Origin of the sequence: Roseovarius halotolerans, from assembly GCF_900172255.1 — a bacterium.
Classification (GTDB): domain Bacteria; phylum Pseudomonadota; class Alphaproteobacteria; order Rhodobacterales; family Rhodobacteraceae; genus Roseovarius; species Roseovarius halotolerans.
This window is the reverse complement of record NZ_FWFU01000001.1, coordinates 830,043-856,352: the sequence shown is the minus strand read 5'-3', so window position 1 is coordinate 856,352 and position 26,310 is coordinate 830,043. Positions and strand designations below refer to the sequence as shown.

Below are 26,310 nucleotides of genomic sequence, written 5' to 3'. Positions count from 1 at the left end.
TTTGCAAGGCTACCCTGCGCGCGAACCGCAAAAGGGAGGACTCTCCATGAAAGACCTGACGCATTATATCGGTGGCGCCCATCAAAAGGGCACATCCGGACGCACATCCGACGTCTACAACCCCGCCACCGGCGAAGTGCAGGCGCAATGCCCCCTCGCATCCGCCGAGGAACTGAACCGCGCGGTCGAGATCGCCGCCGAGGCGCAACCCGCATGGGCCGCCACCAACCCGCAGCGCCGCGCCCGCGTGATGATGGAATTCGTGCGCCTGCTCAACCGTGACATGGACAAGCTGGCCGAGGCGCTTTCCTCCGAGCATGGCAAGACCTTCCCCGACGCCAAGGGCGACGTCCAGCGCGGCCTCGAGGTCGTGGAATACTGCATCGGCGCGCCGCAGCTGCTGAAAGGCGAGTTCACCGATGGTGCCGGCCCCGGCATCGACATGTATTCGATGAAACAGGCGCTTGGCGTCTGCGCCGGCATCACGCCGTTCAACTTCCCGGCGATGATCCCGATGTGGATGTTCGCGCCCGCCCTCGCCTGCGGCAACGCCTTCATCCTCAAGCCCAGCGAACGCGACCCCTCGGTGCCGCTCATGCTCGCTGAACTGATGGAAGAGGCCGGCCTGCCCAAGGGCCTGCTGCAGGTCGTCAACGGTGACAAGGAAGCGGTGGATGCGATCCTCGATCACCCGGTGATCCAGTCCGTCGGCTTCGTCGGCTCGACCCCGATCGCCGAATATATCTACGGGCGCGGCTGCTCGAACGGCAAGCGTGTGCAATGCTTCGGCGGCGCCAAGAACCACATGATCATCATGCCCGACGCCGATCTCGATCAGGCCGCCGACGCGCTGATCGGCGCCGGTTACGGTGCCGCAGGCGAACGCTGCATGGCGATCTCGGTCGCCGTGCCGGTGGGTGACGAAACCGCCGACCGCCTGATCGAAAAGCTGGTGCCGCGCATCGAGAAACTCAAGGTCGGCCCCTACACGGCGGGCGATGACGTCGATTACGGCCCCGTCGTGACCGCGGCAGCCAAGGAAAAGATCCTCGGCCTTGTGCAGACCGGCATCGACCAGGGCGCCGAACTGGTGGTCGACGGGCGCGACTTCTCGCTCCAGGGCTATGAGGACGGCTTCTTTGTCGGCCCGCACCTCTTCGACAAGGTGACGCCCGACATGGACATCTACACGCAGGAAATCTTCGGCCCGGTGCTGACCACCGTGCGCGCGGCCTCCTATGAAGAGGCGATCAGCCTCGCGATGGACCATGAATACGGCAACGGCACGGCGATCTATACCCGCGACGGCGACGCCGCCCGCGATTTCGCCAACCGCATCAATATCGGCATGGTGGGCATCAACGTGCCGATCCCGGTGCCGCTGGCCTATCACACCTTCGGCGGCTGGAAGAAATCCATGTTCGGCGACCTCAACCAGCACGGCCCCGACGCCTTCAAGTTCTACACCCGCACCAAGACGGTCACATCGCGCTGGCCCAGCGGCATCAAGGAAGGCGGCGAGTTCAACTTCAAGGCGATGGACTGATCCACGCCCCTTGCAGACAACAAAAAAGGCGCCGGAAACGGCGCCTTTTCTTTTGTTTGGTTCAGGCCGGTTCCGGCTCAGGCTTTCCGGCGACGCCGCAGGAAGGCCAGCGCGGCCAGACCACCGATCAGAAGCGGGCCACCCGCAGGCAGCGGGACCACGCCCGGCTGGTGATTGTCACCCGGATCGCCATTGCCGACCACCGGCGGGTTGTTCTGATCCCCGTCGAAAAGCGGAGGCACACCGCAATCGTGCAGACAGAAATCATCGGTGTCCGGCTTGGTCTCGGCCTTCACCTTGTGCTTCTTGTTGTCGTTCTTCTTGGCGTTCTTCTTCTTGTTTTTGTTCTTGTTCTTTTTCTTGTTTTTCGATGTCGAGTTCGACGCGGTGCCGAAGCCGAACCTGTCATTCGACCCGCCTTGGCTGAATGCGCCGAAGCCGCCGAAGAAGCCCGAACCCGAGAAGAAGCTGTTCGTCGCGCCGCCCGGGAAGAACCCGCTCGCAGCACCGCCCATCATGAAGGGTGCGCCGGCCGGGAAAAAGCCGGGCGCGCCGAAGCCGCCACCGAAACCGGAGAAGCCGCCGCCCAGGCCAGAGAACCCGCCACCGAAACCGGAAAACTGCGAAGGCCCGAAAAACTGCGGCATTGCGTTGTTACCGCCGCTCGACGAATTGCCGAAGTCGAAAGACTGGGTCGTCGCTGACGCCATCGCGCCCGTCGCGACCAGGACCGCCACGGCAAGCGCAGCGCGGGCAGCAGCGGTTTTTCGCAAATGCTTCATAAGACTCTTCCTTGAAAATAGCGCTGTAAAAAAACTGATCGGGCGCAGCAGAATCACCAAACCCGTAACCAAATACAATATCCCTCACTCTATGGCATTGCGGCGCTCTTGCCAATGTTACGCCATGTTCCCGCCGCGATTTAAGCCCGCATTATCAATTATTTCGAGATTAATTCCGCTTGGAGTCATTCATTGTAAGGGCATCCGAAACAAAACGCTGCGCCGACACGCGTCTGCCAGCACCGCCTGCCCCGCCGGATTCGTCGCAAGAACTGCGTGCCTCGGGCTCTCATCAGGCGCGCAGGCACATGAGTCACGGCACCGTGATTCGCGGCCTTTGAATCCATAAGAATTGACCAATTCAGCCCGTTGATGCGTGATTGTCTACGAATGAGGGACAAAAACCTCTGCGTATTCCATCTCCAACACCCGTTGTTGCGTTGGTCCCTGTGCGGGCGCAGCATTGACCTTCGCTGCTTGCGCATCGTTAAGTTACCTCAATAACACGATAAAAAAGGCGGTGGGCAGCCACTACCGCGCGGCACATGCCCCCGATGGCCAAATTTACCGCGTCCGAAATGAAAGATTGTGATGAAAACCCGGCATAAATGTGCCATAATTGCCTTGATTATGAGTACGTCGGGGTTACTGGTCGGGCTTTGGTTGGCCACCACCACCCCTCAACTTTGATAAGTGATTTTTTCATCTTCATAGCGAATGGGGGATTTTAGAATGATCAGAACAATTACAGCGGCTCTTCTGGCTGTCGGCTTGACGACGGGTGCGCATGCCGCGACCGTGGCAGGTTCTTCGTCAGGTGGATTTACTTTTGAGGACGCTCAAGGCTCTGGGCCTTGGTACAACCAAACCAGTGGCGCTGAAATCAGCGCCGACGGCAAAACTCTGACTTGGCCGGGCGACACGTGCACTATTTTCGTCGGCTGCGGGGCGTCGACCCCTCAAAGCACCCTGACAATCAATGATGTGGCCTTCTCGCAGGCGACCACGTCGGGCAACAATGAGGTGACGGTCGGCAGCCTGACTTGGCATAACGCCAGCTCCGATTCCAGCATCACAGACGACCTGTTCTCGGCCATGGCTGATATCACCTTGAGCTTCACCAGCCCGTCGGCCGCAGGTGGTACCGAAACACTGAGCTTCAGCATCAACAACACCCTCAACCCGACCGGCGACCTGATCATGGCCAGCCCGACCGGCGCTCTTGATTTCGGCCTTGCCGTTCCGTTCGACCTCGGCTCCGGCCTGACGCTGGTCTCGTTCTTTGCGGAAGAAGTCGGCCCCGGCTCGCTGAGCAATGGCACCTGGTCGCTGAATGAAGGTTTGACGTCGACCGTCTTGATCAAGGCAAACATCGCAGCGATCCCGCTGCCCGCGGGCGGGCTTCTCCTGCTGACGGGTCTCGGTGGTCTCGCCGCGCTGCGCCGTCGCAAGCAAGCCGCCTGAGCCTTTACGCTCACACGGTAGAAAACGTTCAGAAGCGGCCCCTTCGGGGGCCGTTTCCTGTTTCGGGGGGATGACAAATGCTTGCCACAAGCGACACCTCCGTGCTGTGATCGGACTCTGGAAAAACCTTCGCGGCAGGTGTCATGGCCCTCATTCATCCCGAATTCACCATCGGCATCGAGGAAGAATACCTGCTTGTCGACCGTGACAGCCTGGCGCTCGCCGATGCCCCCGACGCGCTGATGCAGGATTGCAAATCCGAACTCGAGGATCAGGTCAGCCCCGAATTTCTCAATTGCCAGATCGAGATCGGCACCCGTGTCTGCCGCAACGTGGCCGAGGCCCGCGACGACCTCAAACGCCTGCGCGCCACCGTCTCGAGCTGTTCTGCGCGCCACAACCTCGTGCCGATCGCTGCCTCCTGTCACCCTTTCGCCGACTGGCGCAACCAGACCCATACCGACCGCGAGCGCTACAACATGCTGGCGGGCGACCTCGCAGGGGTGGTGCGGCGGATGCTGATCTGCGGGATGCATGTGCATGTGGGGATCGACCCGCCCGACCGGCGCGTGGACCTCATGAACCAGCTCAGCTATTTCCTGCCCCACCTTCTGGCGCTCTCCTGTTCCTCGCCCTTCTGGCAGGGTCAGGATACCGGGCTCGATTCCTATCGCCTCACCGTGTTCGACAACCTGCCGCGCACCGGCCTGCCGCCGCGCATGGAAAGCTACGGGGAATTCCAGCGCTCGGTCTCGGCGCTTGTCGATCTCGGGGTGATCGAGGACAGCTCGAAGATTTGGTGGGATCTGCGCCCCTCGCACCAGTTCCCCACCCTTGAATCGCGCATCTGCGACGTGCAGCCCAGGCTGGAACATGCCCTGACCCTGGCGGCGTTCACCCAGGCGCTGACCCGGATGCTCTGGCGCCTCGCCGTGCGCAATCAACGCTGGCGCATCTATGACCGCTTCCTTGTCGCCGAGAACCGCTGGCGCGCGCAGCGTTACGGCATCCGCGAGGGGCTGATCGATTTCGGCCTCGGGGAAATCGTGCCGATGGGCGACCTCGTCGAAGAGTTGATCGAACTGCTTGAGGAAGACGCCCGTTTCTTCGAATCCACCGCCGAGATCGAGACCGCCCGCGAGATCCTGCGCAGCGGCGGATCGGCTGGCCGGCAGCGGCAGGCCTATCAGGATGCGCTTCATGCCGAGGACGATCACGATCATGCCCTGCGCGCCGTAGTGCGCCACCTGATCGAGGAATTCCACGCCGATCTCTGAGCACCCGCCGCGCGCCCTGTTCACCCGGCCACCTTCGGTCCATGATACCGACGCGATACCGATGTGACGCCGACGCGATGCCGAAGCGGTTTTTCCCTGTTAACAAAGGCCAATCATCCGATTCTCGCACGTCCTTGCAAAACTGCTGCAAGAATTGGTAATTAAACACACGTTCAATTCACTCAGGGAGGAGGAGGCCCGGCATGGATTTCGCGTTGACCGAGGAACAGACCGCCATTTTCGACATGGCCCATGCCTTCGGGCAGGACAATATCGCACCACACGCCCGTGATTGGGAACGCGACGGCACCATCCCCAAACAGCTCTGGCCGCAGATCGCCGAACTGGGTTTCGGCGGGCTCTATGTTTCCGAAGAAGGCGGCGGCTCGGGCCTCTCGCGCCTTGATGCGACGCTCGTTTTTGAAGCCCTGTCAATGGCTTGCCCTTCCGTCGCAGCGTTCCTCTCGATCCACAACATGTGCGCGAAGATGATCGACACCTTCGCCAGCGACGAGATGAAGGCCCGCGTCATGCCCGGTGTCCTGTCGATGGACACGGTGCTCTCCTATTGCCTCACCGAGCCCGGCTCCGGCTCGGATGCCGCCGCCCTCAAGACCCGCGCCACCCTCACCAACGAGGGCTACAGCCTCAACGGCACCAAGGCCTTCATCTCGGGCGGCGGTTACTCCGACGCCTACATCGTCATGGTGCGCACCGGCGAGGACGGCCCGCGCGGCATCTCCACCGTCTATGTCGAAGACGGCACAGAGGGCCTCAGCTTCGGCGGACTCGAGGATAAAATGGGCTGGCGCAGCCAACCCACCGCCCAGGTGCAGTTTGACAATTGCAACATTCCCGCCACCAATCTGGTCGGCGAAGAGGGCAAGGGTTTCACATATGCGATGGCCGGTCTCGATGGCGGGCGGCTCAACATTTCCGCCTGTTCACTGGGCGCCGCCCAGCAGGCGCTGACCATGACGCTGCAATACATGCGTGACCGCAAGGCCTTCGGACGCCCGATCAGCGACTTTCAGGCGCTTCAGTTCCGCCTCGCCGACCTCGAGATCGAACTCCAGGCCGCCCGCACCTTCCTGCGCCAGGCCGCCTGGAAACTCGACACCGGCGCGCCCGACGCCACCAAGTTCTGCGCGATGGCCAAGAAATTCGTGACCGAAACCGGCAGCCATGTGGTCAATCAATGCTTGCAACTCCATGGCGGCTACGGCTACCTCGCCGATTATGGGATCGAGAAACTGGTGCGCGACCTGCGCGTGCATGAAATCCTCGAAGGCACGAACGAGATCATGCGCCTGATCGTGGCCCGTCAACTGCTGGCCGAGCAATGAGCGACGACATCAACATCCGCATCGAAGGCCGCGCGGGCCGGATCACCCTGACCCGCCCCAAGGCTCTCAATGCGCTTGGCCATGACATGTGCCTCGCCATAGAAGAGGCGCTCGACGCCTGGGCCGATGACGATGCCGTGGCGCTGGTCATCATCGACGGTGCCGGCGACAAGGCATTCTGCGCCGGCGGCGACATTCAGAAACTCTACGATACCGGGCGCGACGGGGATTTCGAATATGGCCGCCGTTTCTGGCGCGATGAATACCGCCTGAACGCGAAAATTGCCGAATATCCAAAGCCTTACATCGCGTTTCTGCATGGCTTCACGATGGGCGGCGGAGTCGGGATCGGCTGTCACGGCAGCCACCGCATCACCTGCGAGACCAGTCAGATCGCCATGCCCGAATGCTCCATCGGCCTCGTGCCGGATGTCGGCGGCTCGCTCCTGCTGGCGCGCGCGCCAGGGCACTTGGGCGAATATCTCGGCCTGACCGGGGCGCGGATGGGACCGGGTGACGCGATCCATGCCGGTTTCGCCGATCATTACATCCCCGCCGCCCATTGGCCCGGCCTCGTCGAAGCGCTCTGCACCACCGGCGATGTCGATGCGGCGCTGACGCCGCTCGGAGAAACACCCCCGGAAGGGGCGCTGCGCAGCGCGCAGGCGGATATCGATATGCTTTTCGACGCGGGCACCCTGCCCGGCATCCTCGATGCGCTGCGCAGCCATTCGGGCGAACTGGCGCAACAATCGCTTGGAAAAATCGAACGCAACGCGCCCCTTTCGATGGCCTGCACCGTCGAAATGCTGCGGCGCCTGCGTGCCGACAGCGCCGACATCCGCACGGCCCTTGCCCAGGAATACCGCTTCACCGCCCGCGCGATGGAATCGGGCGATTTCCTCGAAGGCATCCGCGCCCAGATCATCGACCGCGACCGCCAGCCGCGCTGGCGCCACGCCCTCGACACCCTTCCCGAAGACGCCGCAGATACCATGCTCGCGCCGCTCGGGGATCAAGAGCTGACATTCGCAACCGGAGGATAAGCCATGAAGATCGGATTCATCGGACTGGGCAACATGGGCGGGCCGATGGCGGCCAACCTGGCCAAGGCGGGACACGAGGTGACGGGCTTCGACACGGCCGGCGTCGCCATCGAAGGCGTCGCCAGCGCCGACAGTGCCAAGGCGGCCGCAAGCGGCGCCGAGGTGGTCATCACCATGCTCCCAAACGGCCAGATCCTGCGCGCCGTCGCCAATGATGTGATCCCGGCAATGGACAAGGGCGCGGTGCTGCTCGATTGCTCCACCGTCGATGTCGACAGTGCCCGCGCGGTTGCCGCACAGGCCAACGATGCTGGCCTCTCGGCACTTGATGCGCCAGTTTCAGGCGGCGTCGGCGGCGCGACGGGCGGCACGCTCACCTTCATGGTGGGTGGCGATGAGGCAGGGTTCGAGACCGCCCGCCCGCTCTTTGACATCATGGGCCAGAAGGCCGTGCATTGCGGCCCCTCCGGCAATGGCCAGGCCGCCAAGATCTGCAACAACATGATCCTCGGCGCCACCATGATCGTCACCTGCGAGGCCTTCGCCCTTGCCGACAAGCTGGGGCTGGACCGGCAGGCGATGTATGACGTGGTCTCCACCTCGTCGGGGCAGTCCTGGTCGATGACCACCTATTGCCCCGCCCCCGGTGTCGGACCCACGACCCCCGCCGACAATGACTACAAGCCCGGCTTCGCCGCCGATCTCATGCTCAAGGACCTGCGCCTTGCGCAAGAGGCCGCCGCCTCGGCCGATGCCGACACGCCGCTCGGCGAAGCGGCGATGAAGCTCTATGCGAAATTCGTCGAGGAAGAAGACGGCCAGGGTCGTGATTTCTCGGCCATGCTGCCGCGATTCGAGAAACGCGGCTACAGCTGAGTCGCGCGCCATGATTCAACCCCGTCCGGTTTTCGCCGGTCGGGGCATTGATCCATGTCATATTCATATTTCAGAACATGTGTCTTATGTCACGACGATCTCATGTGAAAGAGGACATCATGTTCAAGAAAAACGTCGGCGGCATCGACCGCACCCTGCGCATCCTGGTGGGCATCGCCCTGCTGGTCGCATTCGGCCTCAACCCGTCGAGCCAATACAGCTGGCTCTACCTGATCGGCATCGTGCCGCTGGCCACCGGTCTGCTCAGCACCTGCCCGCTCTATTCGATCTTCGGGCTCAACACCTGCCCGCGCAAATAAGCGTTCCGGCGGGCGGGTGGCCCTGTTTCAGGCCCCCGCCCCCGCCTCTCATCTATTCCGCCGCCACCTTGCGCGCCGCCAGCATCTCCTTGAGATAGCGCCCGGTATGGCTTCGCTCGACCTCGGCCACCTCTTCGGGCGTGCCCACGGCCACGATCTCGCCACCGCCATCGCCCCCTTCGGGGCCGATATCCACCAGATGATCTGCGGTCTTGATCACATCCAGGTTATGCTCGATCACCACCACCGTATTGCCGCTCTCGACCAACTCGTGCAGCACCTCCAGCAGCTTCTTCACATCCTCGAAATGCAGCCCCGTCGTCGGCTCGTCCAGGATGTAAAGCGTGCGCCCGGTCGACCGCTTGGCCAGTTCCTTTGACAGCTTCACCCGCTGCGCCTCGCCCCCCGACAGGGTCGTGGCCTGCTGGCCCACCTTGATATAGCCAAGCCCGACCCGCGCCAGCGCATCCATCTTCTCGCGGATACTGGGCACCGCCTTGAAGAAATCCTGCGCATCCTCCACCGTCATGTCCAGCACGTCGGCGATGGATTTTCCCTTCCACTGGATCTCCAGCGTCTCGCGGTTATAGCGCGCGCCGTTGCAGGTCTCGCAGGTGACATAGACATCGGGCAGGAAGTGCATCTCGATCTTGATCAGCCCGTCGCCCTGGCACGCCTCACAGCGCCCGCCCTTCACGTTGAAGCTGAACCGCCCCGGCTTGTAGCCGCGCGCCTTGGCCTCGGGCAGCCCCGCGAACCAGTCGCGGATCGGGGTGAAGGCGCCGGTATAGGTGGCGGGGTTGGATCGCGGCGTGCGCCCGATCGGGCGCTGGTCGATATCGATCACCTTGTCCAGATGCTCGAGCCCCCGGATCGTCTCGCAGGGCGCCGGCGTCTGGCGCGCACCGTTCAGACGCATGCTCGCGGTCTTGAACAGCGTCTCGATGGTCAGCGTGGACTTGCCCCCGCCCGACACACCCGTCACGCAGACGAACTGCCCCAGCGGAAACTCCGCCGTCACATCCTTGAGGTTGTTGCCGCTCGCCTTGACCACGCTCACGGATTTGCCATTGCCCTTGCGCCGCTCGGCCGGAATGGCGATCTCGCGCTGGCCCGACAGGTATTGCCCCGTGATCGAGGCCGGGTCCGCCGCGATATGTTCGGGCGTGCCGTGGCTCACCACCTGCCCGCCATGCACACCTGCGCCGGGACCGATATCATAGACGTAATCGGCGGTGCGGATCGCCTCCTCGTCATGCTCGACCACGATCACCGTATTGCCCTGATCACGCAGGTTGCGCAGGGTCTGCAACAGCCGCCCGTTATCGCGCTGGTGCAGGCCGATGCTCGGCTCATCAAGCACGTAAAGCACGCCGGTCAATCCGCTGCCGATCTGGCTCGCCAGCCGGATGCGCTGGCTCTCGCCCCCCGACAGGGTGCCGGCATTGCGGCTCAGCGTAAGGTAATCCAGACCCACATTGTTGAGAAACCCCAACCGCTCGCGGATCTCCTTGAGGATCGCGCGGGCGATCTCGTTCTTCTGCGCGCTCAGGCTCCCGGGCACCTCGGCGCACCATTGATAGGCCTCGCGGATCGACATCTGCACGACCTGCCCGATATGCAGCCCCCCGATCTTCACCGCCAGCGCCTCGGGCCGCAGGCGATAGCCGTCACAGCTGCCACAGGCCCGGTTGTTCTGGTAACGCTCGAACTCCTCGCGCACCCAATTGCTGTCAGTCTCGCGATAGCGCCGCACCATGTTGGGGATCACCCCCTCGAAACTGCGCGTCACCTGATAGACCCGTCCGCCCTCGTCATAACGGAACGGGATCTCGTCCTCGCCCGACCCATACAGGAACACCTGCTGCACATGCGCCGGCAGGTCTTTCCAGCGGGCATTCATGTCGAACTCGTAATGCTTGGCGATGGCCTCGATGGTCTGAAGGAAATAGGGGCTCTTGCCCTTGCGCCAGGGCGCGATCGCGCCGTCGCCCACCTTCAGCGCCGCATCCGGCACCACCAGCCGCTCGTCGAAATAAAGCTCCGCGCCAAGCCCGCCGCAATCCGGGCAGGCCCCGAAGGGCGCATTGAAGGAAAACAGCCGCGGTTCGATCTCGGGAATGGTGAAACCGCTTACCGGGCAGGCGAAATTCTCGCTGAACACCTGCCGCTCCGGCTCGCCCTCGCCCTCGCGCGGCGCGGTCTCCAGCACGGCGATCCCGTCTGCCAGATCCAGCGCGGTGCGCAGGCTGTCCGCCAGCCGCGTCTGCAACCCCTCGCGCACCACGATCCGGTCCACCACAACGTCGATATCGTGGCGGAATTTCTTGTCGAGCGTTGGCGGATCGTCCAGATCGTGAAACGCCCCGTCCACCTTCACGCGCTGGAACCCCTGCTTGCGCAGTTCCAGCATCTCCTTGCGGTATTCGCCCTTGCGGTCGCGCACGATGGGCGCCAGCAGATAGGCGCGGCTGCCCTCTTCCATGGTCATGATCCGATCGACCATGTCCTGCACCTGCTGCGCCTCGATCGGCTTGCCGGTGGCGGGGCTGTAGGGCGTGCCGACGCGGGCGAACAAGAGCCGCAGGTAGTCATATATCTCGGTGACAGTGCCGACCGTCGAACGCGGGTTCTTGCTGGTGGTCTTCTGCTCGATGGAAATCGCCGGGCTCAGCCCGCTGATATGGTCCACATCGGGCTTTTCCATCATGTCGAGGAACTGGCGCGCATAGGCGCTCAGGCTCTCGACATAGCGCCGCTGCCCCTCGGCATAGATCGTGTCGAACGCCAGGCTCGACTTGCCCGACCCGCTCAGCCCGGTGATCACCACCAGCGCATTGCGCGGAATATCGACATCTATGGATTTGAGGTTGTGCTCGCGCGCGCCACGCACCTCGATATGCTTCAGCTCGGCCATCGGCGTCCCCCGGTCAACGGTGGTTAACAGATAGTCGAGCACGCGCCGGGTTCCAAGGGTATTTTGCGAACATTTCGTGAACGCGCAAAGACCCGCCCCTATTTCTTCTGCGCCAGCGCCCAGGAGCAGATCGGAAAATCGGGCTCATTTGTCAGCACGTCGCGCCCGCGCTCATAGGGCGGCGGCCAGGGGGTCTCGAAATTGCGCATGGCGGCGCTGCGATTGCCCCATTGCTGCGCGCGGATCGCGTCTTCCTCGAACCCCGCCTCGATCAGCAGGTTCTTGAGCCCCCGCGCGCTCCAGCGCGAACAATCGACAGGATCGCCGTGATAGGGAATGTAGAACGGCACCGCGACCCAGAAATATCCCCCCGGCCGCAGCATCTCCAGGACGTTGCGCGTGGCGGCATAGGGACGGTCCAGATGTTCCCAGACCTGGTTGGCCAGCACCAGGTCGAACTGCGCGACCTCGCCATCCTTGTCCCGGTATGGCCCCTTGCAGATATCGTATTTCGGAAACCGGAAGCGACTGTAACTGCGAAAGGCGAATCGCGTCCCGAACTTGCCCGACACCTCGGCCACGTCCATGTCCGCAAGCGGCAGCGCCTCCAGCCATTGGCGCGAACTGCGCTGCATCACCACCCTGTTCACACTCGGCACCGGCTCTCACCCCTCACATTCGGACAGCGACCATTCTGCATGCGCCGCCCCGCGCGGCAAGTCCCGCCCGGCTTCATCTGGCGCGAAATACCTCGGGGGAGTCGCCGCTTGCGGCGACGGGGGCAGCGCCCCCGCCCTTTGCAGCCTCAGATATGGATCACCCGGTCAAAGGCATCCAGCACCGATTCATGCATCATCTCGCTCAGCGTCGGGTGCGGGAACACGGCCTGCATCAGGTCCTCTTCCGTGGTTTCCAGCTGGCGCCCCACCACATAGCCCTGGATCAGTTCCGTCACCTCGGCCCCGATCATATGCGCGCCCAGCAATTCGCCGGTCTTGGCGTCGAACACCGTCTTGATCATGCCATCGGGCTCGCCAAGCGCGATCGCCTTGCCGTTGCCGATGAAGGGGAACCGCCCGACCCGGATATCGAGTCCCTTTTCCTTGGCCTGCGCCTCGGTCAGGCCGACGCTCGCGATCTGGGGCTGGCAATAGGTGCAGCCCGCGATGCTGTCGGGCGAGACCGGATGCGGTTTTTCACCCGCGATCAGCTCGGCCACCATCACGCCTTCATGGCTGGCCTTGTGCGCCAGCCAGGGCGCGCCCGCCAGGTCGCCGATGGCATAGACCCCCTCGACCCCGGTGCGGCACAGCGCATCCGTCACCACATGGCTGCGCTCGACCTTCACGCCCAGTTCCTCAAGGCCCAGGCCCTCGGTATTGCCGACGATCCCGACGGCCGAGATCACCGCGTCGAAGTCCTGCTTCTCGGTCTTGCCGCCACTCTCGATATGCGCCGTGACCTTGCCCTTGGCGCGGTCCAGCTTCTTGACGGCGGCCTTCTCCATGATCGTCATGCCCTGTTTTTCAAAGGCCTTCTTCGCCATGCCGCTGATCTCGGCATCCTCGACGGGCAGGATGCGATCCATCACCTCGACCACGGTCGTCTCGGCGCCCAGCGTGTTGTAGAAACTGGCGAATTCGATCCCGATCGCGCCCGAGCCGATGACCAACAGTTTCTTGGGCATATGCGGCGGCACCAGCGCGTGCTTGTAGGTCCAGACCAGCTCGCCATCCGCCTCGAGCCCCGGCAATTCGCGCGCCCGCGCGCCGGTCGCCAGTACGATATGCTTCGCTTCCAGCTCCTCGGTGCCCTTCTCGGTCTTGACGCTGACACGGCCCTTGGCGGGCAGGCTCGCCTCGCCCATGATCGCCGTCACCTTGTTCTTCTTGAGCAGGTGGCTGACGCCCGAATTGAGCTGCTTGGCGATCGCGCGCGAGCGTTTGACCACCGCATCGAGATCATAGCCGACCCCTTCGGCCTTGAGCCCGAACTCCTTGGCGCGGTGCATCAGGTGAAACAGTTCCGAGCTGCGCAGCATCGCCTTGGTGGGGATGCAGCCCCAGTTCAGGCAGATGCCCCCCATATGCTCGCGCTCGACCACGGCCACCTTGAGGCCCAGTTGCGCGCCCCGGATCGCGGCCACATAGCCGCCAGGCCCCGCACCGATCACGATCATGTCAAAGCTTTTCGCCGCCATTGCCGACTCCGTTCCAGAATTTAGTTTGACATTAAACTATCTCTGGCGCGATCACAACGCAGCAGCGGCGCTGCGCGGCGCCATCCGGCGCGGCGCAGGCGCAAATGCTTGACGCGGCGGCAAATTATTTCCCGGCTCAGGCCGCCTTGGCAGCCTGCAATGCCTTCACCGTGGCGCCGTAACCGCCCTGCGCCATATACTCGCGCTCGCCGGCGGTGGTGCTGCGCCCCAGCGCCGCGTTGCGATGGGGGAAGCGGCCGAACTTGCGGATCACCTCGCGATGTGCGCGGGCATGCAGCAGGTTGCTGGCGCCGGTCTCGGGCATCCGCTCGCAGATCAGGCGCACGCAGTGATCCTGGTCGCACAGGCTCTCCGAATGCATCAGGGGAAGGTAGAAGAACTGCCGCGCCGGCTCGTCGATGCGCATGTCCCATTTGCGGCTGATCGCAGCCTTTGCGGCGGCCCGCGCCACGCCATCGCTGGCAAAGGCCTCACCGCTCTCGCGGAACATGTTGCGCGGGAACTGGTCCATCAGGATGATATAGGCCAGCGTGCCGGTCGGATAGGTCAGCCACAGCGCATAATTGCCTTCGCGGGCGCTCAGCCATGCCGCACCGAACCTGTCGCGGATCGTCTGATCCAGCGCATCCGAAGCCTCGTACCACCCCTTCGGACCGATTTCGTCCAGCCAGAAACTCAATATGTCGTCAGGCGCGACCATGGGCCCTCCTCGTCTTTCCCAGATCCGTCCACTTCATGTTACAAAAACGTTAAACTGACATTCACCTGAAATGACAGTAACTTATTACTACAGCCACGACACCCGTGTGACGTTAGCGCAATCACGCCGCGGACTCCTCCTGGGTGGACTCGATGGCGTATTCCTGCGCCGCCTCGACCGCCACATGCGACGAGGACGCTGCCACCGGCGCATAGCTTTCCGTCTCGTCCACCGACGGCGCGGCGCGCTGCGTCATCCGGTAGGCGGCATAGCCCGCCATCGCCAGCATCAGAACCCCGATCACCGCGAAAAAGCCGCGCGGCCCGATCGCACCCATCGCCCAGCCGGTCACCAGCGGCCCCGCGACCGCCCCCAGCCCGTTGATGAACACCATGCCGCCCGACGCGGCGGCCATGTCGTCATGATCCAGGAAATCGTTCGTATAGGCGATCAGCAGCGAATAGAGCGGGTTCGACGTGCCGCCGATGATCACCGCCACCACCAGCAGCATCGCAAAGTAACCGCTGAACAGGAAACCCAGAATCGCGCCCACACCGCACAAAAGCGCCGCGGCAAAGATCAGCACCCGCCGGTCCATCCGGTCCGACAGCCAGCCGATGGGATATTGCAGCACCAGCGCGCCGATATAGAACGTCGCGACAAAGGTCGAAATCTGCGCCACGTTCAGCCCCGCCTCGGCGCCGAACACCGCCGCCATGCCGAACTGCGCGGCAAAGACCCCGCCCAGCAGGAACATGCCCACGCAGCCCAGCGGCGAGATGCGCAGGATTTCGCGCAATGTCATCGGCTTGGTCGATCCGAAAGCCGGTGTCGGGCTGATCGACAACAGAATCGGCGCAAAACTCAGCGACACCAGAACCGATGGAATGATGAACAGGATGAACCCGCCCGGATCGGCCACCAGCAGCAGGAACTGCGCCGCCACGATCCCCGCCATCTGCACGATCATGTAAAGCGACAGCGACTGGCCGCGCGTCTCGTTGGTGGCCGAATTGTTCAGCCAGCTTTCCGCCGTGACATAAACGCCCGAGAAACAGAACCCGATCAGGATGCGCCCCGCCCCCCATGCAAAGGGGTCGGTCAGCGCCGGGTAAAGGATCATCACCGCCGAGATCATCGAGGCCAGCGCCGCAAAGACCCGCACATGGCCGACGCGGCGGATCATCTCGGGCGCCATGCGCGAGCCGAACAGGAAGCCCACGAAATAGCCCGACATCACCAGCGACATCTCGATGGTCGAGAAGCCCTCGATCTGGCCACGGATACCCAAGAGCGTGCCCTGCATGCCATTGCCCACCTGCAACAGCATCATTCCCAGCAATAGCGCCCATGCGCCGTTCAGCACCTGCAACATCGCCCGCGTCCCGTCATGTCATCCTGTTCGCACCCGCCGTGCCAGCAATTCACCCCGGAATCAACAGCGACGCGTCCCCATATGAAAAGAAGCGATAGCGCTGTTCGAGCGCGTGGTCATAGATCGCCCGGATACGCGCCTGCCCCATCAGCGCCGAAACCAGCATCAACAGGGTCGAGCGCGGCAGGTGGAAATTGGTCATCAGCGCGTCGCTCACACGGAAATCGAAACCCGGATAAATGAAGATGTCGGTCTCGCCCCGCCAGGGCGCGATAGCGCCGCTTTCGCGCGCCGCACTTTCGATCAGGCGCAGCGCGGTTGTGCCCACCGGGATCACCCGGCCGCCCGCCGCCTTCGTGGCGGCGATCTCGGCGGCGGCCTTTTCGCTGACCTCGCCCCATTCGGCATGCATCCTGTGGGTGGTCACGTCCTCGACCTTGACCGGCAAGAAGGTGCCCGCCCCCACATGCAGCGTCACATGGCTGAAGGCGATGCCGCGCGCGTGCAGGTCCTTCAGCAACGCCTCGTCGAAATGCAGCGACGCCGTCGGCGCCGCCACCGCGCCCGGCGCACGCGCCCAGACGGTCTGGTAATCGGTCTTGTCCTGCTCGTCGGCAGCGCGGCGCGCGGCGATATAGGGCGGCAGGGGCATCGCCCCGGCCTCTGCGAGCGCGCTGTCGAATGCCTCGCCCTCCAGGTTGAATCGCAGCCTTGCCTGCCCTTCGTCCTTGGCCAGCAACTCGGCCTCCAGCCCGGCCGCGAACTGCACGGCCTCGCCGACGCGCAGCTTCTTGAGCGGTTTCACCAGCGCCGCCCAATCCCCCTCGCGCCCCGGCTCCAGCAGCGTGACCTCGATCCTTGCGCTCGTCTCGCCCTCGGGGCCCGTGCGCCTGCGCGCGCCACTCAGGCGCGCGGGGATCACGGCCGTGTCGTTCAGCACCAGCCGGTCGCCGGGGCGCAGCCAGTCGCCCAGATCGCGCACGCATGAATCATGTATCGCCGCGCCCTCGGCCACCAGCAGGCGCGCCGAACTGCGCGGCCGCGCCGGGCGCGTGGCGATCAAATCTTCTGGCAGCTCGAAATCGAAATCGCTCAGCTTCACTGTCCGGCCTCTCCACCGTCTCTAGGCAAACTCCGGCGTTCGGGCGTTGCCGCGCCTGCCCCGCCACCACCCGGCGGCGGGCGGCGAAACAGATCGCGGAACATCCCCGGCGTGAACACCGACAACGGATTGACGCTGACCCTTGGCTGCGCCACCGGCCCGCGCATGGTATAGTTCATTCCCACCAGCCCCTCACCGCGCCGTGTAAACAGGCCACCGGCCGAATTCACCAGGTAGAACGGCGAAATCACCCCCTGCATGTCCATCATCGTGCTTTCAAGGTCGTAATACCCTTCCATCGACACCCCCATCGACGCCCCCACGGCGCTGCCCGATAACAGCGTCACGCGCCGCGGCGTCAGCAGGAAGCGCGAATTCACCTCGCTGAAATGGATGCCCTCGCCGCGCAGCTGATCGATCAGCCCCACCACGCTTACGGTATTGAGCAGCGCCGCCAGCGCCGGGGCATCGGTCAGACGCACATTCATGACCTCAAGCGAGCCTTCATAGCGCCCCGGCCCCGCGACCGGCACCAGCACCAGGTTCATCTCGCCGTCGCGCGCCTGCTTGAGCATCCCCGCCGCCGCCAGAACCGCGCCCGCATCCTGCGAGCGGATCTGAAAGGCGCTGCGCCCGTCCTTGGGCGCGATCCGCCCGGTCACCGTCGGCCCGCCATTCACCTGCCCGGTAAATCGCCCCGACGCCCCGCCACCCATGTCCAGATCGGCGCGAAAATCCGTCAGCACGATCCCGTCCGATATGATCAGCCGGTCCAGCGCCAGCGATACCGGCCCGCCATCGCGATCACCGCCGTCGCCACCGCCGCCGCTGCCATCCCCCGCCAGCGATGTCTGGCGCAGATCCACCATCCCGCCCGACACCAGCACCTGCGGCGCCAGCTGCGCGCCGCGCCCCAGCAGCTCCACCGGCGCATTGAGCCATGTCCCCATCCGCACGCGCGCGAATTCCGCCCGCGCCAGCGTGCCGTCATCATTCAGCGTGACAGCCCCGCGCGCCTCAAGCCCGCCGGCATCGAGCCTGATCGACTCGATCTCGGGCGGCTCGCCCAGCGTGCCCTCGACCCTCAGATCGCCCGTCGCCTGCGTCCCCAATGCCCATCCCAGCTGCGGCACGCTCAGCCCCACGCCGGCAAGGTCCGAGCGCATCACGAAACGCCCCGGCTCTCCGGGCGGCAAATCGACCTTGATCTCGGCGCGCCCCGCCCCCGACAGGCTGCCCGGCGGCAGACCGATGCGGAATTCGTCGGCGAAGCGCTCCGACAGCTCGATCCAGCCCGTCACCCGGCCGGTGCCGTCGCTTTGCTCGCCAAGCGCCGTGCGCCACTGCCCCTCGACCGGCACCCGCCCGACGCGCCCCGCACCCGACACGCCGATCCCGGCATTGTCGCCCAACAGCTCCAGCTCGGACGCCGCCAGCACCCGCCCCGGCACCAATGTCTCGCTGCGCACGTCGCTCAGGCGCCCATTGACGCTGAACGCCACCTCATCCGGGCTCAGCTCCTTCTTCAGCAGGAAGTCCAGCCGCCCCGTCAGCTGCGCGCGCCCATCCGCCAGCGTCACCGGCAGGTTCGCCTTGCGCATGAAACCGAACGGCCCCTCGTCCAGCAGCGACAGCGCCGCGGTGATGGTGCTGTCGGTCGTCAGTCGCGCTCCCGCCGGGCCACGCTCGATATTCACGTCGGGGATGATGAAACTGGTGCCCGAAATATCGATCCGCCCGCCCTGCGCCGCCGTCACATGGCCCCGGTCCGTGGTGATGACGAAACGGCTGTCGATCAATGAGGCATGCCCCGCCGCCGCCTCGATGGGCGGCACGTCCTTGATGAACACCGTATCCAGGTTCTCGTAATCGAAGCCGAGGAACACATCCGGGTCGTGATCGGGCCGGAACCGCGCGGCGAATTGCAGGTTGCTCAGGTCGGCGCGGGTCACGTTCTTGCCGATCCATTCGCGCGCGCCCTTCGCCAGCCCCTCTGGCCAGAGCGTCAACAGCCGATCGGGCTGAAGCGCGTCCATCGTCGCGTCCAGCGCCAGCGTCCAGCCCTCGGGCCGCGCCTCGAGCGCGCCTTCCATCACAAGGCGGCTCGACTGGTCGCTCATGCTCAGCTGGCCCAGCGTCAGCAGGAACGGATCGATCCGCAACCGCATGTCCATCACCGCCGATTCAACCTCGATCGGTTCGGGATACATGCCGTCCGGGTTGGCGGAGATCCGGCGAAACTGGAACTGCCCCAGCAACTCGCTCGGCCAGCCCGATTCCATCCCCACGAGATAGGCGCGCCCCTCGGCCAGCGCCGACACCCATTTGCTGTCCACCGATATCTCGTCGAAACGCAGCAATTGCTGCGCCGGATCGTAGGAAAAATAGACCCGCGCCTGCGAGAACGCGACCGGCTCGGTCGCCTCGGTCGGCTGCAGCACGCCCTCGGCGATCTGCAGGGTCGCATTCAGAAGCCCCAGCCGCCCGCTTTCGTCCAGCGAGGCCCGGAGCGAACCCGATATCGGCGCATCGAGCGCCCCGAGCCAGGTCATCGCCGCGGATTGCCCGGCAATGTCGCGCGCCGGCATGTCCTCGAACGTGACCCCGAAATCCGCCGCCGTCTCGCCGATCTCGCGGGTATAGTTCATCGCCAGCGTCGTCGCATAGGCCCGCGCGCCCAGCAGCGCGACATCCCCTCGCAGCGTCAGCCGGTCGCCTTCGCGCGTCATCTCGAAGCGCCCGTCATCGACATTCCAGGCCCTGTCCGCGCGCGCATCCTCGTAACGCAGCGTCAGGTTGCTGGCCTCGACCTCGCGCAGCGCCGCGAAATGCGGCCGCTCCAGCACCGCGTCAAGCTGCGCCGCCAGCGCGCCCAGGTTGGCAGCCTCCTCCAGCGGCGGCGCGGTCTCGCCCACGCTCAGCCCCACCGCGCCATCCTTCGAGCGCCGCAATGTCACCCTCGCCCCCGACAGGCTGATCTCCGCGGGCTGCAACGCGCCCTGCAAAAGCGGCCCAAGCGCCACCTTGCTCTGCGCGCGCGACAGGCTGGCCAGCGTCACGCCCGATGCATCGCTCAGGGTCACGTCATGCAGGCTCAGCCTTGGCACCCAGTCGGATTCGATCACCAGCGCGACCTCGCCGAACCGCAGCGACACACCCTCGAGATCGGCGTTTATCTTCTGGCTGATCTTCTCGCGCAGCCACTCCGGCGCAACGAATTCGCGCCCCGCGGCCAGGCTCACCGCCACCGCCAGCATGATGATCACCGCAACCAGCGCCGACACCACCCAGGGCAGCGCCCTGCGGGCGCGCCCGGCGCGCGGCTTAATGTCCTGGGACTCGCTCATTCGTCTTGTTCGCTCGGCCCGGATTTTCCGGCCGCCTGCCTGATGTCTTTATTCCGGCGTCTCCTGCCCTAATATGACCCGGAGTCAAACCCATAACAAGGAAAGCCCATGCCCGATCCCGGCAATATCGCCCCCGACTTCACCCTGCCCCGCGATGGCGGCACCTCCGTCACCCTTTCGGCCCTGCGCCCCGCGCCTGTGGTGCTGTTCTTCTACCCGCGCGACGACACCTCCGGCTGCACCAAGGAGGCACTGGCCTTCACCGCCCTCAAGGACGCCTTCGCCGAGTCCGGGGCCGAGGTCCTGGGGATTTCCAGGGATACCGTCGAAAAGCACCAGAAATTCCGCGACAAGCACGACCTCGGCGTGCCGCTCCTCTCGGATGCCGACTCCGACATCTGCGAGCAATACGGCGTCTGGAAGCAGAAAAGCATGTATGGCAAGACCTTCTGGGGGATCGAGCGCACGACCTTCCTGATCGACGGCGAGGGGCGCATCGCCCGCGTCTGGCCAAAGGTCAAGGTGCCCGGCCACGCCGACGAGGTGCTCGACGCGGTGCGCGCACTGTGAGCGCACAGACCCTGACAGAGATGGCGGTCGAGGTGCTCTCGACAAAGGATGGGCGCGAGAAGACCGCGCTCTCGCGCCGCCATGCGGAAACCTGGTTCGCGGCACGCGCCGCCGGGCGCGACATTCCCGTGGGGCTTGCCGATCCGCCCCTGCGTCCGGCGCGCCCCGACCGCCCCGAACTTCTTGATCCGCGCGACGTGCCCCGCCGCCGCCCCGGCAGCCCGCAAGGGCGGCTCGCCATTCTTCATGCCGTCGCGCATATCGAACTCAACGCGGTCGATCTGCACTGGGACATCATCGCGCGGTTCGGCCATGTGCCGATGCCGGTCGGTTTCTACGATGACTGGGTCAAGTCCGCCGACGAGGAATCAAAACATTTCAACCTGATATGCGACTGCCTTGAAGCCCATGACAGCCATTACGGCGCCCTGCCCGCCCATGCCGGCATGTGGCGCGCCGCCGAGGACACGGCCAGCGACCTGATGGGCCGGCTGGCGGTGGTGCCGATGGTGCTCGAGGCCCGCGGGCTCGATGTCACCCCCGGCATGATCGACATCTTCACCAAGGCCGGGGATACCCGCGCGGTCGAGGCGATGCAGGTTATCTACGCCGAAGAGGTCCATCACGTCGCTTATGGCTCGAAATGGTTCCATTTCCTCTGCGGCCGTCACGATCTTGATCCCAAGGAGGTGTTTCACGACCTTGTGCGGCGCTATTTTCACGGCGCGCTCAAGCCGCCCTTCAACGAGGAAAAGCGCGCCGAGGCCGGTCTGCCGCCCGATTTCTACTGGCCGCTGGCCGATGAACCCACTGCGAAAGGCTAGGCAACCCCTTGCAGATCGGCGATTTTTCGCCGGTCTGGCAACAATCGGCTCAATTCCCGCCCGTCGTTGCCCAAAAACCTTGCCCCACGGAAATCCACTCGCTAAGCCACCTTCGAGCACGCCTGGTCACGAAAGATGACCAATCGTAACGAAGCGTGCCACGACTGGGAAGGGCTACAAGGGACGGGACGACTTGCATAGACGCTTTGCCATCGGGCTGAATGCCCTGCTCGAAAAACACTTCCCGGAACGCCGGGTGTTTCTCAAATCCGATACCGATACGCGCTTCATCCGGCTGCGTCCCCATTCGCAGCTTCTGGCCTTCGCAGGTGCCGCCGCCATCGTCGCCTGGGCGATCATCGCCACCGCAATCCTTCTGATGGACAGCATCGGCTCTGGCAATTTCCGCGAACAGGCCAAGCGCGATCAACGCACTTACGAATACCGCCTCAACGCCCTGTCCGACGAGCGCGACATGCGCGCCGACGAGGCGCTGGCCGCACAGGAACGCTTCAACTCTGCGCTTCAGCAGATCTCGGTGATGCAGACCGAGCTTCTCGCCTCCGAAACCCGCCGCCGCGAATTGGAAACCGGAATCGAGGTGATCCAGAAATCCCTGCGGCGCACGGTCAAGGAACGCGACACCGCCCGCGCCGAGGCGCAGGAACTCGCTAGCGCCCTCGACAACCAGGGCGGCACACCGGGCAATGGCGAAGACAGCACCGGCGACGGCATGCTCGATTTCCTCGCCACCGCGCTGGCCGACACCGCCGTTGAGCGCGACAAGATCAGCAACGACGCCCAGCAGGCCCTGCTCGAAGCCGATGAAATGGCGCTGCGCATCGAACTGATGCGCGACCAGAACGAACAGATCTTCAGCCAGCTCGAAGACGCGATGACGATCTCGGTCGAACCGCTCGACAAGATGTTCCGCGCCGCCGGGATGAACCCCAAGACGCTGCTGGACACGGTGCGCAGGGGCTATTCCGGCCAGGGCGGCCCGCTCACCCCGCTCAGCTTCTCGACCCGCGGTCAGGAACCCTCGAGCGATGCGATGCGCGCCAACCGTATCCTCGACCAGATGGACAAGCTGAACCTCTACCGGATCGCCGCGCAAAAGGCGCCCTTCGCGATCCCGGTCAAGAATTCGTTTCGCTACACCTCCGGTTTCGGCATGCGCTGGGGCCGGATGCATAACGGCACCGATTTCGCCGCGCCCCACGGCACGCCGATCTACGCCACGGCCGATGGCGTCGTCACCCATGCGGGCTGGCTCTCGGGCTATGGCCACCTGGTCAAGATCCGCCACGAGTTCGGCATCGAGACCCGCTATGCCCATATGTCCAAACTTCGCGTGAAGGTTGGCCAAAGGGTCTCGCGCGGGGATCAGATCGGTGATATGGGCAACACTGGACGTTCCACGGGCACCCATCTACACTACGAGGTCCGTGTCGGCGGCAAACCCGTCAACCCCATGACATATATCAAGGCTGCTAACGATGTTTTCTAAGAGCAAAATCAACGACCCCGCACCCAAAGCCGACGACGCGGCCAAGCCCGCCAGCACGGACCGCTCCGGCGACTCGGCCCATTCGGGCTCGACCGGCAGCGAATTCAAGGCCTCGGCCCCCAAGGCCAAGCCCCCCGCATCGGTCCTCTCCTCGGACCTCCATGTCACCGGCAATCTCAAGACCACCGGCGACATCCAGGTTGAAGGCACCGTCGAAGGCGACATCCGCGCGCATCTTCTGACCGTCGGCGAAGGCGCCACCATCAAGGGCGAAGTGATCGCCGATGACGTGGTGGTCAACGGCCGCATCGTTGGCCGCGTGCGTGGCCTCAAGGTGCGCCTGACCTCGACCGCCCGTGTCGAAGGCGACATCATCCACAAGACCATCGCGATCGAATCCGGCGCCCATTTCGAAGGCTCGGTCCAGCGTCAGGACGATCCGCTCAACTCCAAGGGCGCAGCCCAGAAGGCCGCCGCGGCCACGCAGCAGCAGGCGCCCGCCGCCTCCGGCAGCAGCGCCAGCGCCTCTCAGGCAGCCCCCGCCAAATCCGGGTCCTGACCCGCTGAGCGCGACCTGATCGCACGACATCGAAAGGCGCCCTGCTTGACAGCGGCGCCTTTTCTCTTTCCCCTTGCAGCATGTGCCCGCTCTGCCCGGCCCGGTTTCCGGCCCTGCGGTGCGGTTTTTACCGATTTCCCCGTTTTTGACGCATCGACCGTTTGATTCGCATCCCCCGGATGTCGTGCCCTCCGACATGACCGCGCCATCCGCCCATGTTTCGACGTCGCCCGGAGAAGGAGTTTCATTGATGTCTTGCACTGCACGATTTGCGATGGTGGCCGCCGCCCTTTTCCTTGTCCTGCAGGGCGCCACCCCCGGCCTTGCCGGCGGCCAGACCCGCCAGGCGCCCTATGTCTCGGTCTCCGAACAGCGCAGCGCCCTCGTCGCCTGCAAGGACGAGCTCGGTCAGCGCGGCTGGCCGCGCTTTCAGGCCAGTTATGTGGAATATCCCTGGGGCGGCCAGACGATCCTGCGCATCCTGCCGCACCGCAATGTCAGCCCCGACGAGGCCGCATGGATCAACGCCTGCGCCGACAAGGCGCTTGGCCGCCAGACCGGCCCGGTCGTGGTGCTGCGCCGCAAGGCCGTGGTCGCGGGCTGCCCGCGCAAGGCGCCGACGATGTATCGTGGCGCGGGTTACTGCATCCGCCGCTGACCCCCGCGCGCTCAGCCCTGCTCGGAACTGGCCCGGCGCGTCCGCGTCAGCTTCATCTCGGGATTGCTCAGCCGCGCCTCCGGCCCCGCCCAGGCATAGGCCAGCAGACAGGGATCGTGATCGCCGGTCGTGATCCTGTGCTCGTCGCCCGGACGGTTCAGGATCAGCGACCCCGGCGCAAAGACCGCCGCATTGTTCTCCGACCACGCCCCCGAGATCGAGATGTAGCTCTCCTCGATCTCCTTGTGGCTGTGCTGCGGATAGGTGGTGTTGGGCGCGAACAGCACGAACCCCAGGATCAGGTTCTCGCAGTGCACCGGCCCCTGCGGGCCAAGTATCTCGCAATAGGCGTATTTCTGGGCCAGTGACTTGGAAATCCGCTCATAGCCATACTCCCATGTCAGCGCATCCTTGACCTCTCGCAGGGCGCGGGCCATGCCCTGCATCGCCGCCCTCTCGCCCAGGTCGAGCGCGCGCGGCAGATGCGCAGACACCGGCTTTCGCATGCCTTCCCGCTCGATCATCTCGGGATTGCGCGCCATCGCCGCGGACAGCCGGTCACGCACGACTTTGCGGTGCGCCCTGATCGCCGGGCTGCCCCCGGCCGAACCGTGCCGGTACAGCACGTCGAACTCGCGCAAAAGATAAAGCCAGTCCGGGCAATCCTTCAGGCGCAAGGGCGTGGGTGTCGTCATGCTTGTCTCTCCCCTCATTGGCGGCGAGACGCATTAGCAGCGACTCGCGCCCAAGAGTAAAGACGCCTTGATCGCCCCGGCCCTCAGAGCCCGCGCGGACCTGCCAGCGAATAAAGCTCCGGCGGCCGCAACACCAGGTCAAGCCCCAGCTTGAAACAGACCGCAAGCACCAGCAGCGCCAACAGGATGCGAAGCTGCTCGGCCTTCAGCAGCAGGCCGATCCGGCTGCCGATCTGCGCGCCGACAACACCCCCGACGATCAGCAGCACCGCCAGCACCGTATCCACGGTATGACTGTTATAGGCATGCATCATGGTCGTGTAGCCGGATACGAAGATGATCTGGAACAGCGACGTGCCGACCACCACCTTGGTCGGCATGGACAGGATATAGATCATCGCGGGCACCACGACGAACCCGCCGCCGACACCCATGATCGCCGACAGCACGCCAACGAAGAAACCGACCATCAATGGCGGAAAGATCGAGATATACAGACCCGAGGTGCGAAACCGCACCCGCAGCGGCATCGCATGAACCCAGTCGCGCCGCGACCGCCTGCGCCGGGGGCGCGGGCCATGCAGCCTCGCGTTGCGGATCGCGTTCACGCTCTCGATGAACATCAGCACGCCGATCAGGCCCAGGCAGACCACGTAGAACAGGTTGACCAGCAGGTCGACCTGCCCCAGCCCGCGCAGCAGGTTGAAGACGTAGACCCCCACGCTCGATCCGGCCAGCCCCCCGGCCATCAGCGCGAATCCCATCGGGAAATCGACCGTGCGACGGCGCAGATGCGCCAGAATGGCCGAAAAGGACGAGGCGACGATCTGGTTGGCCGATGTCGCCACGGCGACGGCTGGCGGAATGCCGATGAAGAACAGAAGCGGCGTGATCAGGAAACCGCCGCCGACCCCGAACATCCCCGAAAGCATCCCCACAATCAGCCCGACCGACAATAGCAGTGGACCGTTGACCGAGACTTCGGCGATGGGCAGATAGAGTTGCATGGAGCAGGCTTGTGTTCTTCGCGTTGGGTCGCAACTACGCCCATGCGGCAGCGCGCGCAAGGCATGATGCAACATAATCCGCGGCGCGATGCGATCGGAAAACCACGCCGACGCCATCTGGCATCACGCTGTCGACACGATTTTCCGCCGCACTCAGGTGCAACAGAC

At 64.5% G+C, this 26,310-nt stretch carries 22 protein-coding genes; 12 read left to right on the top strand and 10 right to left on the bottom strand.

Features of this window, described 5'->3' with window-relative positions; genetic code table 11:
• Positions 1-46: 46 nt before the first annotated feature.
• Positions 47-1,546: a CoA-acylating methylmalonate-semialdehyde dehydrogenase gene (locus ROH8110_RS04190; protein ID WP_085816451.1), complete on the top strand. Its 1,500-nt coding sequence runs from the start codon at positions 47-49 to the stop codon at positions 1,544-1,546.
• A gap of 77 nt (positions 1,547-1,623) precedes the next feature.
• Here the strand turns inward: ROH8110_RS04190 and ROH8110_RS04185 are convergent, their stop codons facing one another.
• Positions 1,624-2,385, bottom strand: a complete 762-nt coding sequence (locus ROH8110_RS04185) for a VPLPA-CTERM sorting domain-containing protein (RefSeq protein WP_139837382.1) — start codon at positions 2,383-2,385, stop codon at positions 1,624-1,626.
• A gap of 675 nt (positions 2,386-3,060) precedes the next feature.
• On the opposite strand from ROH8110_RS04185, the gene ROH8110_RS04180 reads away from it, so the two are divergent.
• The 6 genes from ROH8110_RS04180 (at position 3,061) to ROH8110_RS04155 (ending at position 8,657) form a co-directional block, all read left to right on the top strand.
• The gene (locus ROH8110_RS04180; protein ID WP_170156444.1) at positions 3,061-3,792 is read left to right on the top strand and encodes a VPLPA-CTERM sorting domain-containing protein; all 732 of its coding nucleotides are present in this window, start codon (positions 3,061-3,063) and stop codon (positions 3,790-3,792) included.
• A gap of 143 nt (positions 3,793-3,935) precedes the next feature.
• Positions 3,936-5,069, top strand: a complete 1,134-nt coding sequence (locus ROH8110_RS04175; RefSeq protein WP_085816448.1) for a carboxylate-amine ligase — start codon at positions 3,936-3,938, stop codon at positions 5,067-5,069.
• Positions 5,070-5,272: 203 nt separating this feature from the next.
• Positions 5,273-6,415: an acyl-CoA dehydrogenase family protein gene (locus tag ROH8110_RS04170; RefSeq protein WP_085816447.1), complete on the top strand. Its 1,143-nt coding sequence runs from the start codon at positions 5,273-5,275 to the stop codon at positions 6,413-6,415.
• On the top strand, positions 6,412-7,461 hold the full coding sequence (locus ROH8110_RS04165; RefSeq protein ID WP_085816446.1) for an enoyl-CoA hydratase/isomerase family protein: 1,050 nt from the start codon (positions 6,412-6,414) through the stop codon (positions 7,459-7,461). The genes ROH8110_RS04170 and ROH8110_RS04165 overlap by 4 nt, the downstream gene beginning before the upstream one ends.
• 3 nt (positions 7,462-7,464) lie before the next feature.
• Positions 7,465-8,337: a 3-hydroxyisobutyrate dehydrogenase gene (gene mmsB, locus ROH8110_RS04160; protein WP_085816445.1), complete on the top strand. Its 873-nt coding sequence runs from the start codon at positions 7,465-7,467 to the stop codon at positions 8,335-8,337.
• A gap of 119 nt (positions 8,338-8,456) precedes the next feature.
• A complete protein-coding gene (locus ROH8110_RS04155) occupies positions 8,457-8,657 on the top strand; it encodes a YgaP family membrane protein (protein ID WP_085816993.1) in 201 nt (66 codons plus the stop codon).
• Between the two features lie 52 nt (positions 8,658-8,709).
• Here ROH8110_RS04155 and uvrA read toward each other — a convergent pair whose 3' ends face one another.
• From uvrA to ROH8110_RS04120, 7 genes are all read right to left on the bottom strand, one after another.
• Complete coding sequence (gene uvrA, locus ROH8110_RS04150; RefSeq protein ID WP_085816444.1) at positions 8,710-11,574, bottom strand: excinuclease ABC subunit UvrA; 2,865 nt, start codon at positions 11,572-11,574, stop codon at positions 8,710-8,712.
• A 98-nt stretch (positions 11,575-11,672) separates the two neighbouring features.
• The gene (locus ROH8110_RS04145; RefSeq protein ID WP_245962754.1) at positions 11,673-12,233 is read right to left on the bottom strand and encodes a methyltransferase; all 561 of its coding nucleotides are present in this window, start codon (positions 12,231-12,233) and stop codon (positions 11,673-11,675) included.
• Positions 12,234-12,379: 146 nt separating this feature from the next.
• Complete coding sequence (gene lpdA / locus ROH8110_RS04140) at positions 12,380-13,774, bottom strand: dihydrolipoyl dehydrogenase (RefSeq protein WP_085816443.1); 1,395 nt, start codon at positions 13,772-13,774, stop codon at positions 12,380-12,382.
• Positions 13,775-13,910: 136 nt separating this feature from the next.
• Positions 13,911-14,495: a DUF924 family protein gene (locus tag ROH8110_RS04135; RefSeq protein WP_085816442.1), complete on the bottom strand. Its 585-nt coding sequence runs from the start codon at positions 14,493-14,495 to the stop codon at positions 13,911-13,913.
• A 121-nt stretch (positions 14,496-14,616) separates the two neighbouring features.
• Positions 14,617-15,870, bottom strand: coding sequence for an MFS transporter (locus ROH8110_RS04130; RefSeq protein ID WP_085816441.1), 1,254 nt, complete (start codon positions 15,868-15,870; stop codon positions 14,617-14,619).
• Positions 15,871-15,919: 49 nt separating this feature from the next.
• Entirely contained in the window at positions 15,920-16,972 is a 1,053-nt protein-coding gene (gene queA, locus ROH8110_RS04125; protein ID WP_085816440.1) for a tRNA preQ1(34) S-adenosylmethionine ribosyltransferase-isomerase QueA, read from the bottom strand.
• Positions 16,969-20,319, bottom strand: a complete 3,351-nt coding sequence (locus ROH8110_RS04120; protein ID WP_085816439.1) for an AsmA family protein — start codon at positions 20,317-20,319, stop codon at positions 16,969-16,971. The genes queA and ROH8110_RS04120 overlap by 4 nt, the downstream gene beginning before the upstream one ends.
• 108 nt (positions 20,320-20,427) lie before the next feature.
• On the opposite strand from ROH8110_RS04120, the gene ROH8110_RS04115 reads away from it, so the two are divergent.
• From ROH8110_RS04115 to ROH8110_RS04095, 5 genes are all read left to right on the top strand, one after another.
• Positions 20,428-20,889, top strand: a complete 462-nt coding sequence (locus tag ROH8110_RS04115; protein WP_085816438.1) for a peroxiredoxin — start codon at positions 20,428-20,430, stop codon at positions 20,887-20,889.
• 20 nt (positions 20,890-20,909) lie between these two features.
• Positions 20,910-21,713 carry a ferritin-like domain-containing protein gene (locus ROH8110_RS04110; RefSeq protein ID WP_085816437.1) on the top strand — a complete coding sequence of 268 codons (804 nt, stop codon included), beginning with the start codon at positions 20,910-20,912 and terminating at the stop codon, positions 21,711-21,713.
• A gap of 193 nt (positions 21,714-21,906) precedes the next feature.
• On the top strand, positions 21,907-23,223 hold the full coding sequence (locus ROH8110_RS04105) for a M23 family metallopeptidase (RefSeq protein ID WP_121143624.1): 1,317 nt from the start codon (positions 21,907-21,909) through the stop codon (positions 23,221-23,223).
• Positions 23,213-23,782: a bactofilin family protein gene (locus ROH8110_RS04100; protein ID WP_085816435.1), complete on the top strand. Its 570-nt coding sequence runs from the start codon at positions 23,213-23,215 to the stop codon at positions 23,780-23,782. Before ROH8110_RS04105 ends, ROH8110_RS04100 begins: the two co-directional genes overlap by 11 nt.
• Positions 23,783-24,032: 250 nt before the next feature.
• Positions 24,033-24,440, top strand: coding sequence for a hypothetical protein (locus ROH8110_RS04095; protein ID WP_139837381.1), 408 nt, complete (start codon positions 24,033-24,035; stop codon positions 24,438-24,440).
• Between the two features lie 11 nt (positions 24,441-24,451).
• Here ROH8110_RS04095 and ROH8110_RS04090 read toward each other — a convergent pair whose 3' ends face one another.
• Positions 24,452-25,135, bottom strand: coding sequence for a dimethylsulfonioproprionate lyase family protein (locus tag ROH8110_RS04090; RefSeq protein ID WP_085816433.1), 684 nt, complete (start codon positions 25,133-25,135; stop codon positions 24,452-24,454).
• An 83-nt stretch (positions 25,136-25,218) separates the two neighbouring features.
• Positions 25,219-26,142 carry a sulfite exporter TauE/SafE family protein gene (locus ROH8110_RS04085; RefSeq protein ID WP_085816432.1) on the bottom strand — a complete coding sequence of 308 codons (924 nt, stop codon included), beginning with the start codon at positions 26,140-26,142 and terminating at the stop codon, positions 25,219-25,221.
• Positions 26,143-26,310: the final 168 nt, after the last annotated feature.

What these genes read in the sequence shown, in the direction of transcription:
- ROH8110_RS04190 (WP_085816451.1), top strand. Translation starts at nt 47, where the DNA reads ATGAAAGACCTGACGCATTATATCGGTGGCGCCCATCAAAAGGGCACA.
- ROH8110_RS04135 (WP_085816442.1), bottom strand. Translation starts at nt 14,495, where the DNA reads ATGGTCGCGCCTGACGACATATTGAGTTTCTGGCTGGACGAAATCGGT.
- ROH8110_RS04130 (WP_085816441.1), bottom strand. Translation starts at nt 15,870, where the DNA reads ATGTTGCAGGTGCTGAACGGCGCATGGGCGCTATTGCTGGGAATGATG.
- ROH8110_RS04165 (WP_085816446.1), top strand. Translation starts at nt 6,412, where the DNA reads ATGAGCGACGACATCAACATCCGCATCGAAGGCCGCGCGGGCCGGATC.
- ROH8110_RS04110 (WP_085816437.1), top strand. Translation starts at nt 20,910, where the DNA reads ATGGCGGTCGAGGTGCTCTCGACAAAGGATGGGCGCGAGAAGACCGCG.
- uvrA (WP_085816444.1), bottom strand. Translation starts at nt 11,574, where the DNA reads ATGGCCGAGCTGAAGCATATCGAGGTGCGTGGCGCGCGCGAGCACAAC.
- ROH8110_RS04155 (WP_085816993.1), top strand. Translation starts at nt 8,457, where the DNA reads ATGTTCAAGAAAAACGTCGGCGGCATCGACCGCACCCTGCGCATCCTG.
- ROH8110_RS04100 (WP_085816435.1), top strand. Translation starts at nt 23,213, where the DNA reads ATGTTTTCTAAGAGCAAAATCAACGACCCCGCACCCAAAGCCGACGAC.
- ROH8110_RS04115 (WP_085816438.1), top strand. Translation starts at nt 20,428, where the DNA reads ATGCCCGATCCCGGCAATATCGCCCCCGACTTCACCCTGCCCCGCGAT.
- ROH8110_RS04085 (WP_085816432.1), bottom strand. Translation starts at nt 26,142, where the DNA reads ATGCAACTCTATCTGCCCATCGCCGAAGTCTCGGTCAACGGTCCACTG.
- ROH8110_RS04175 (WP_085816448.1), top strand. Translation starts at nt 3,936, where the DNA reads ATGGCCCTCATTCATCCCGAATTCACCATCGGCATCGAGGAAGAATAC.
- ROH8110_RS04120 (WP_085816439.1), bottom strand. Translation starts at nt 20,319, where the DNA reads ATGAGCGAGTCCCAGGACATTAAGCCGCGCGCCGGGCGCGCCCGCAGG.
- lpdA (WP_085816443.1), bottom strand. Translation starts at nt 13,774, where the DNA reads ATGGCGGCGAAAAGCTTTGACATGATCGTGATCGGTGCGGGGCCTGGC.
- ROH8110_RS04090 (WP_085816433.1), bottom strand. Translation starts at nt 25,135, where the DNA reads ATGACGACACCCACGCCCTTGCGCCTGAAGGATTGCCCGGACTGGCTT.
- mmsB (WP_085816445.1), top strand. Translation starts at nt 7,465, where the DNA reads ATGAAGATCGGATTCATCGGACTGGGCAACATGGGCGGGCCGATGGCG.
- ROH8110_RS04170 (WP_085816447.1), top strand. Translation starts at nt 5,273, where the DNA reads ATGGATTTCGCGTTGACCGAGGAACAGACCGCCATTTTCGACATGGCC.
- ROH8110_RS04095 (WP_139837381.1), top strand. Translation starts at nt 24,033, where the DNA reads ATGTCTTGCACTGCACGATTTGCGATGGTGGCCGCCGCCCTTTTCCTT.
- ROH8110_RS04180 (WP_170156444.1), top strand. Translation starts at nt 3,061, where the DNA reads ATGATCAGAACAATTACAGCGGCTCTTCTGGCTGTCGGCTTGACGACG.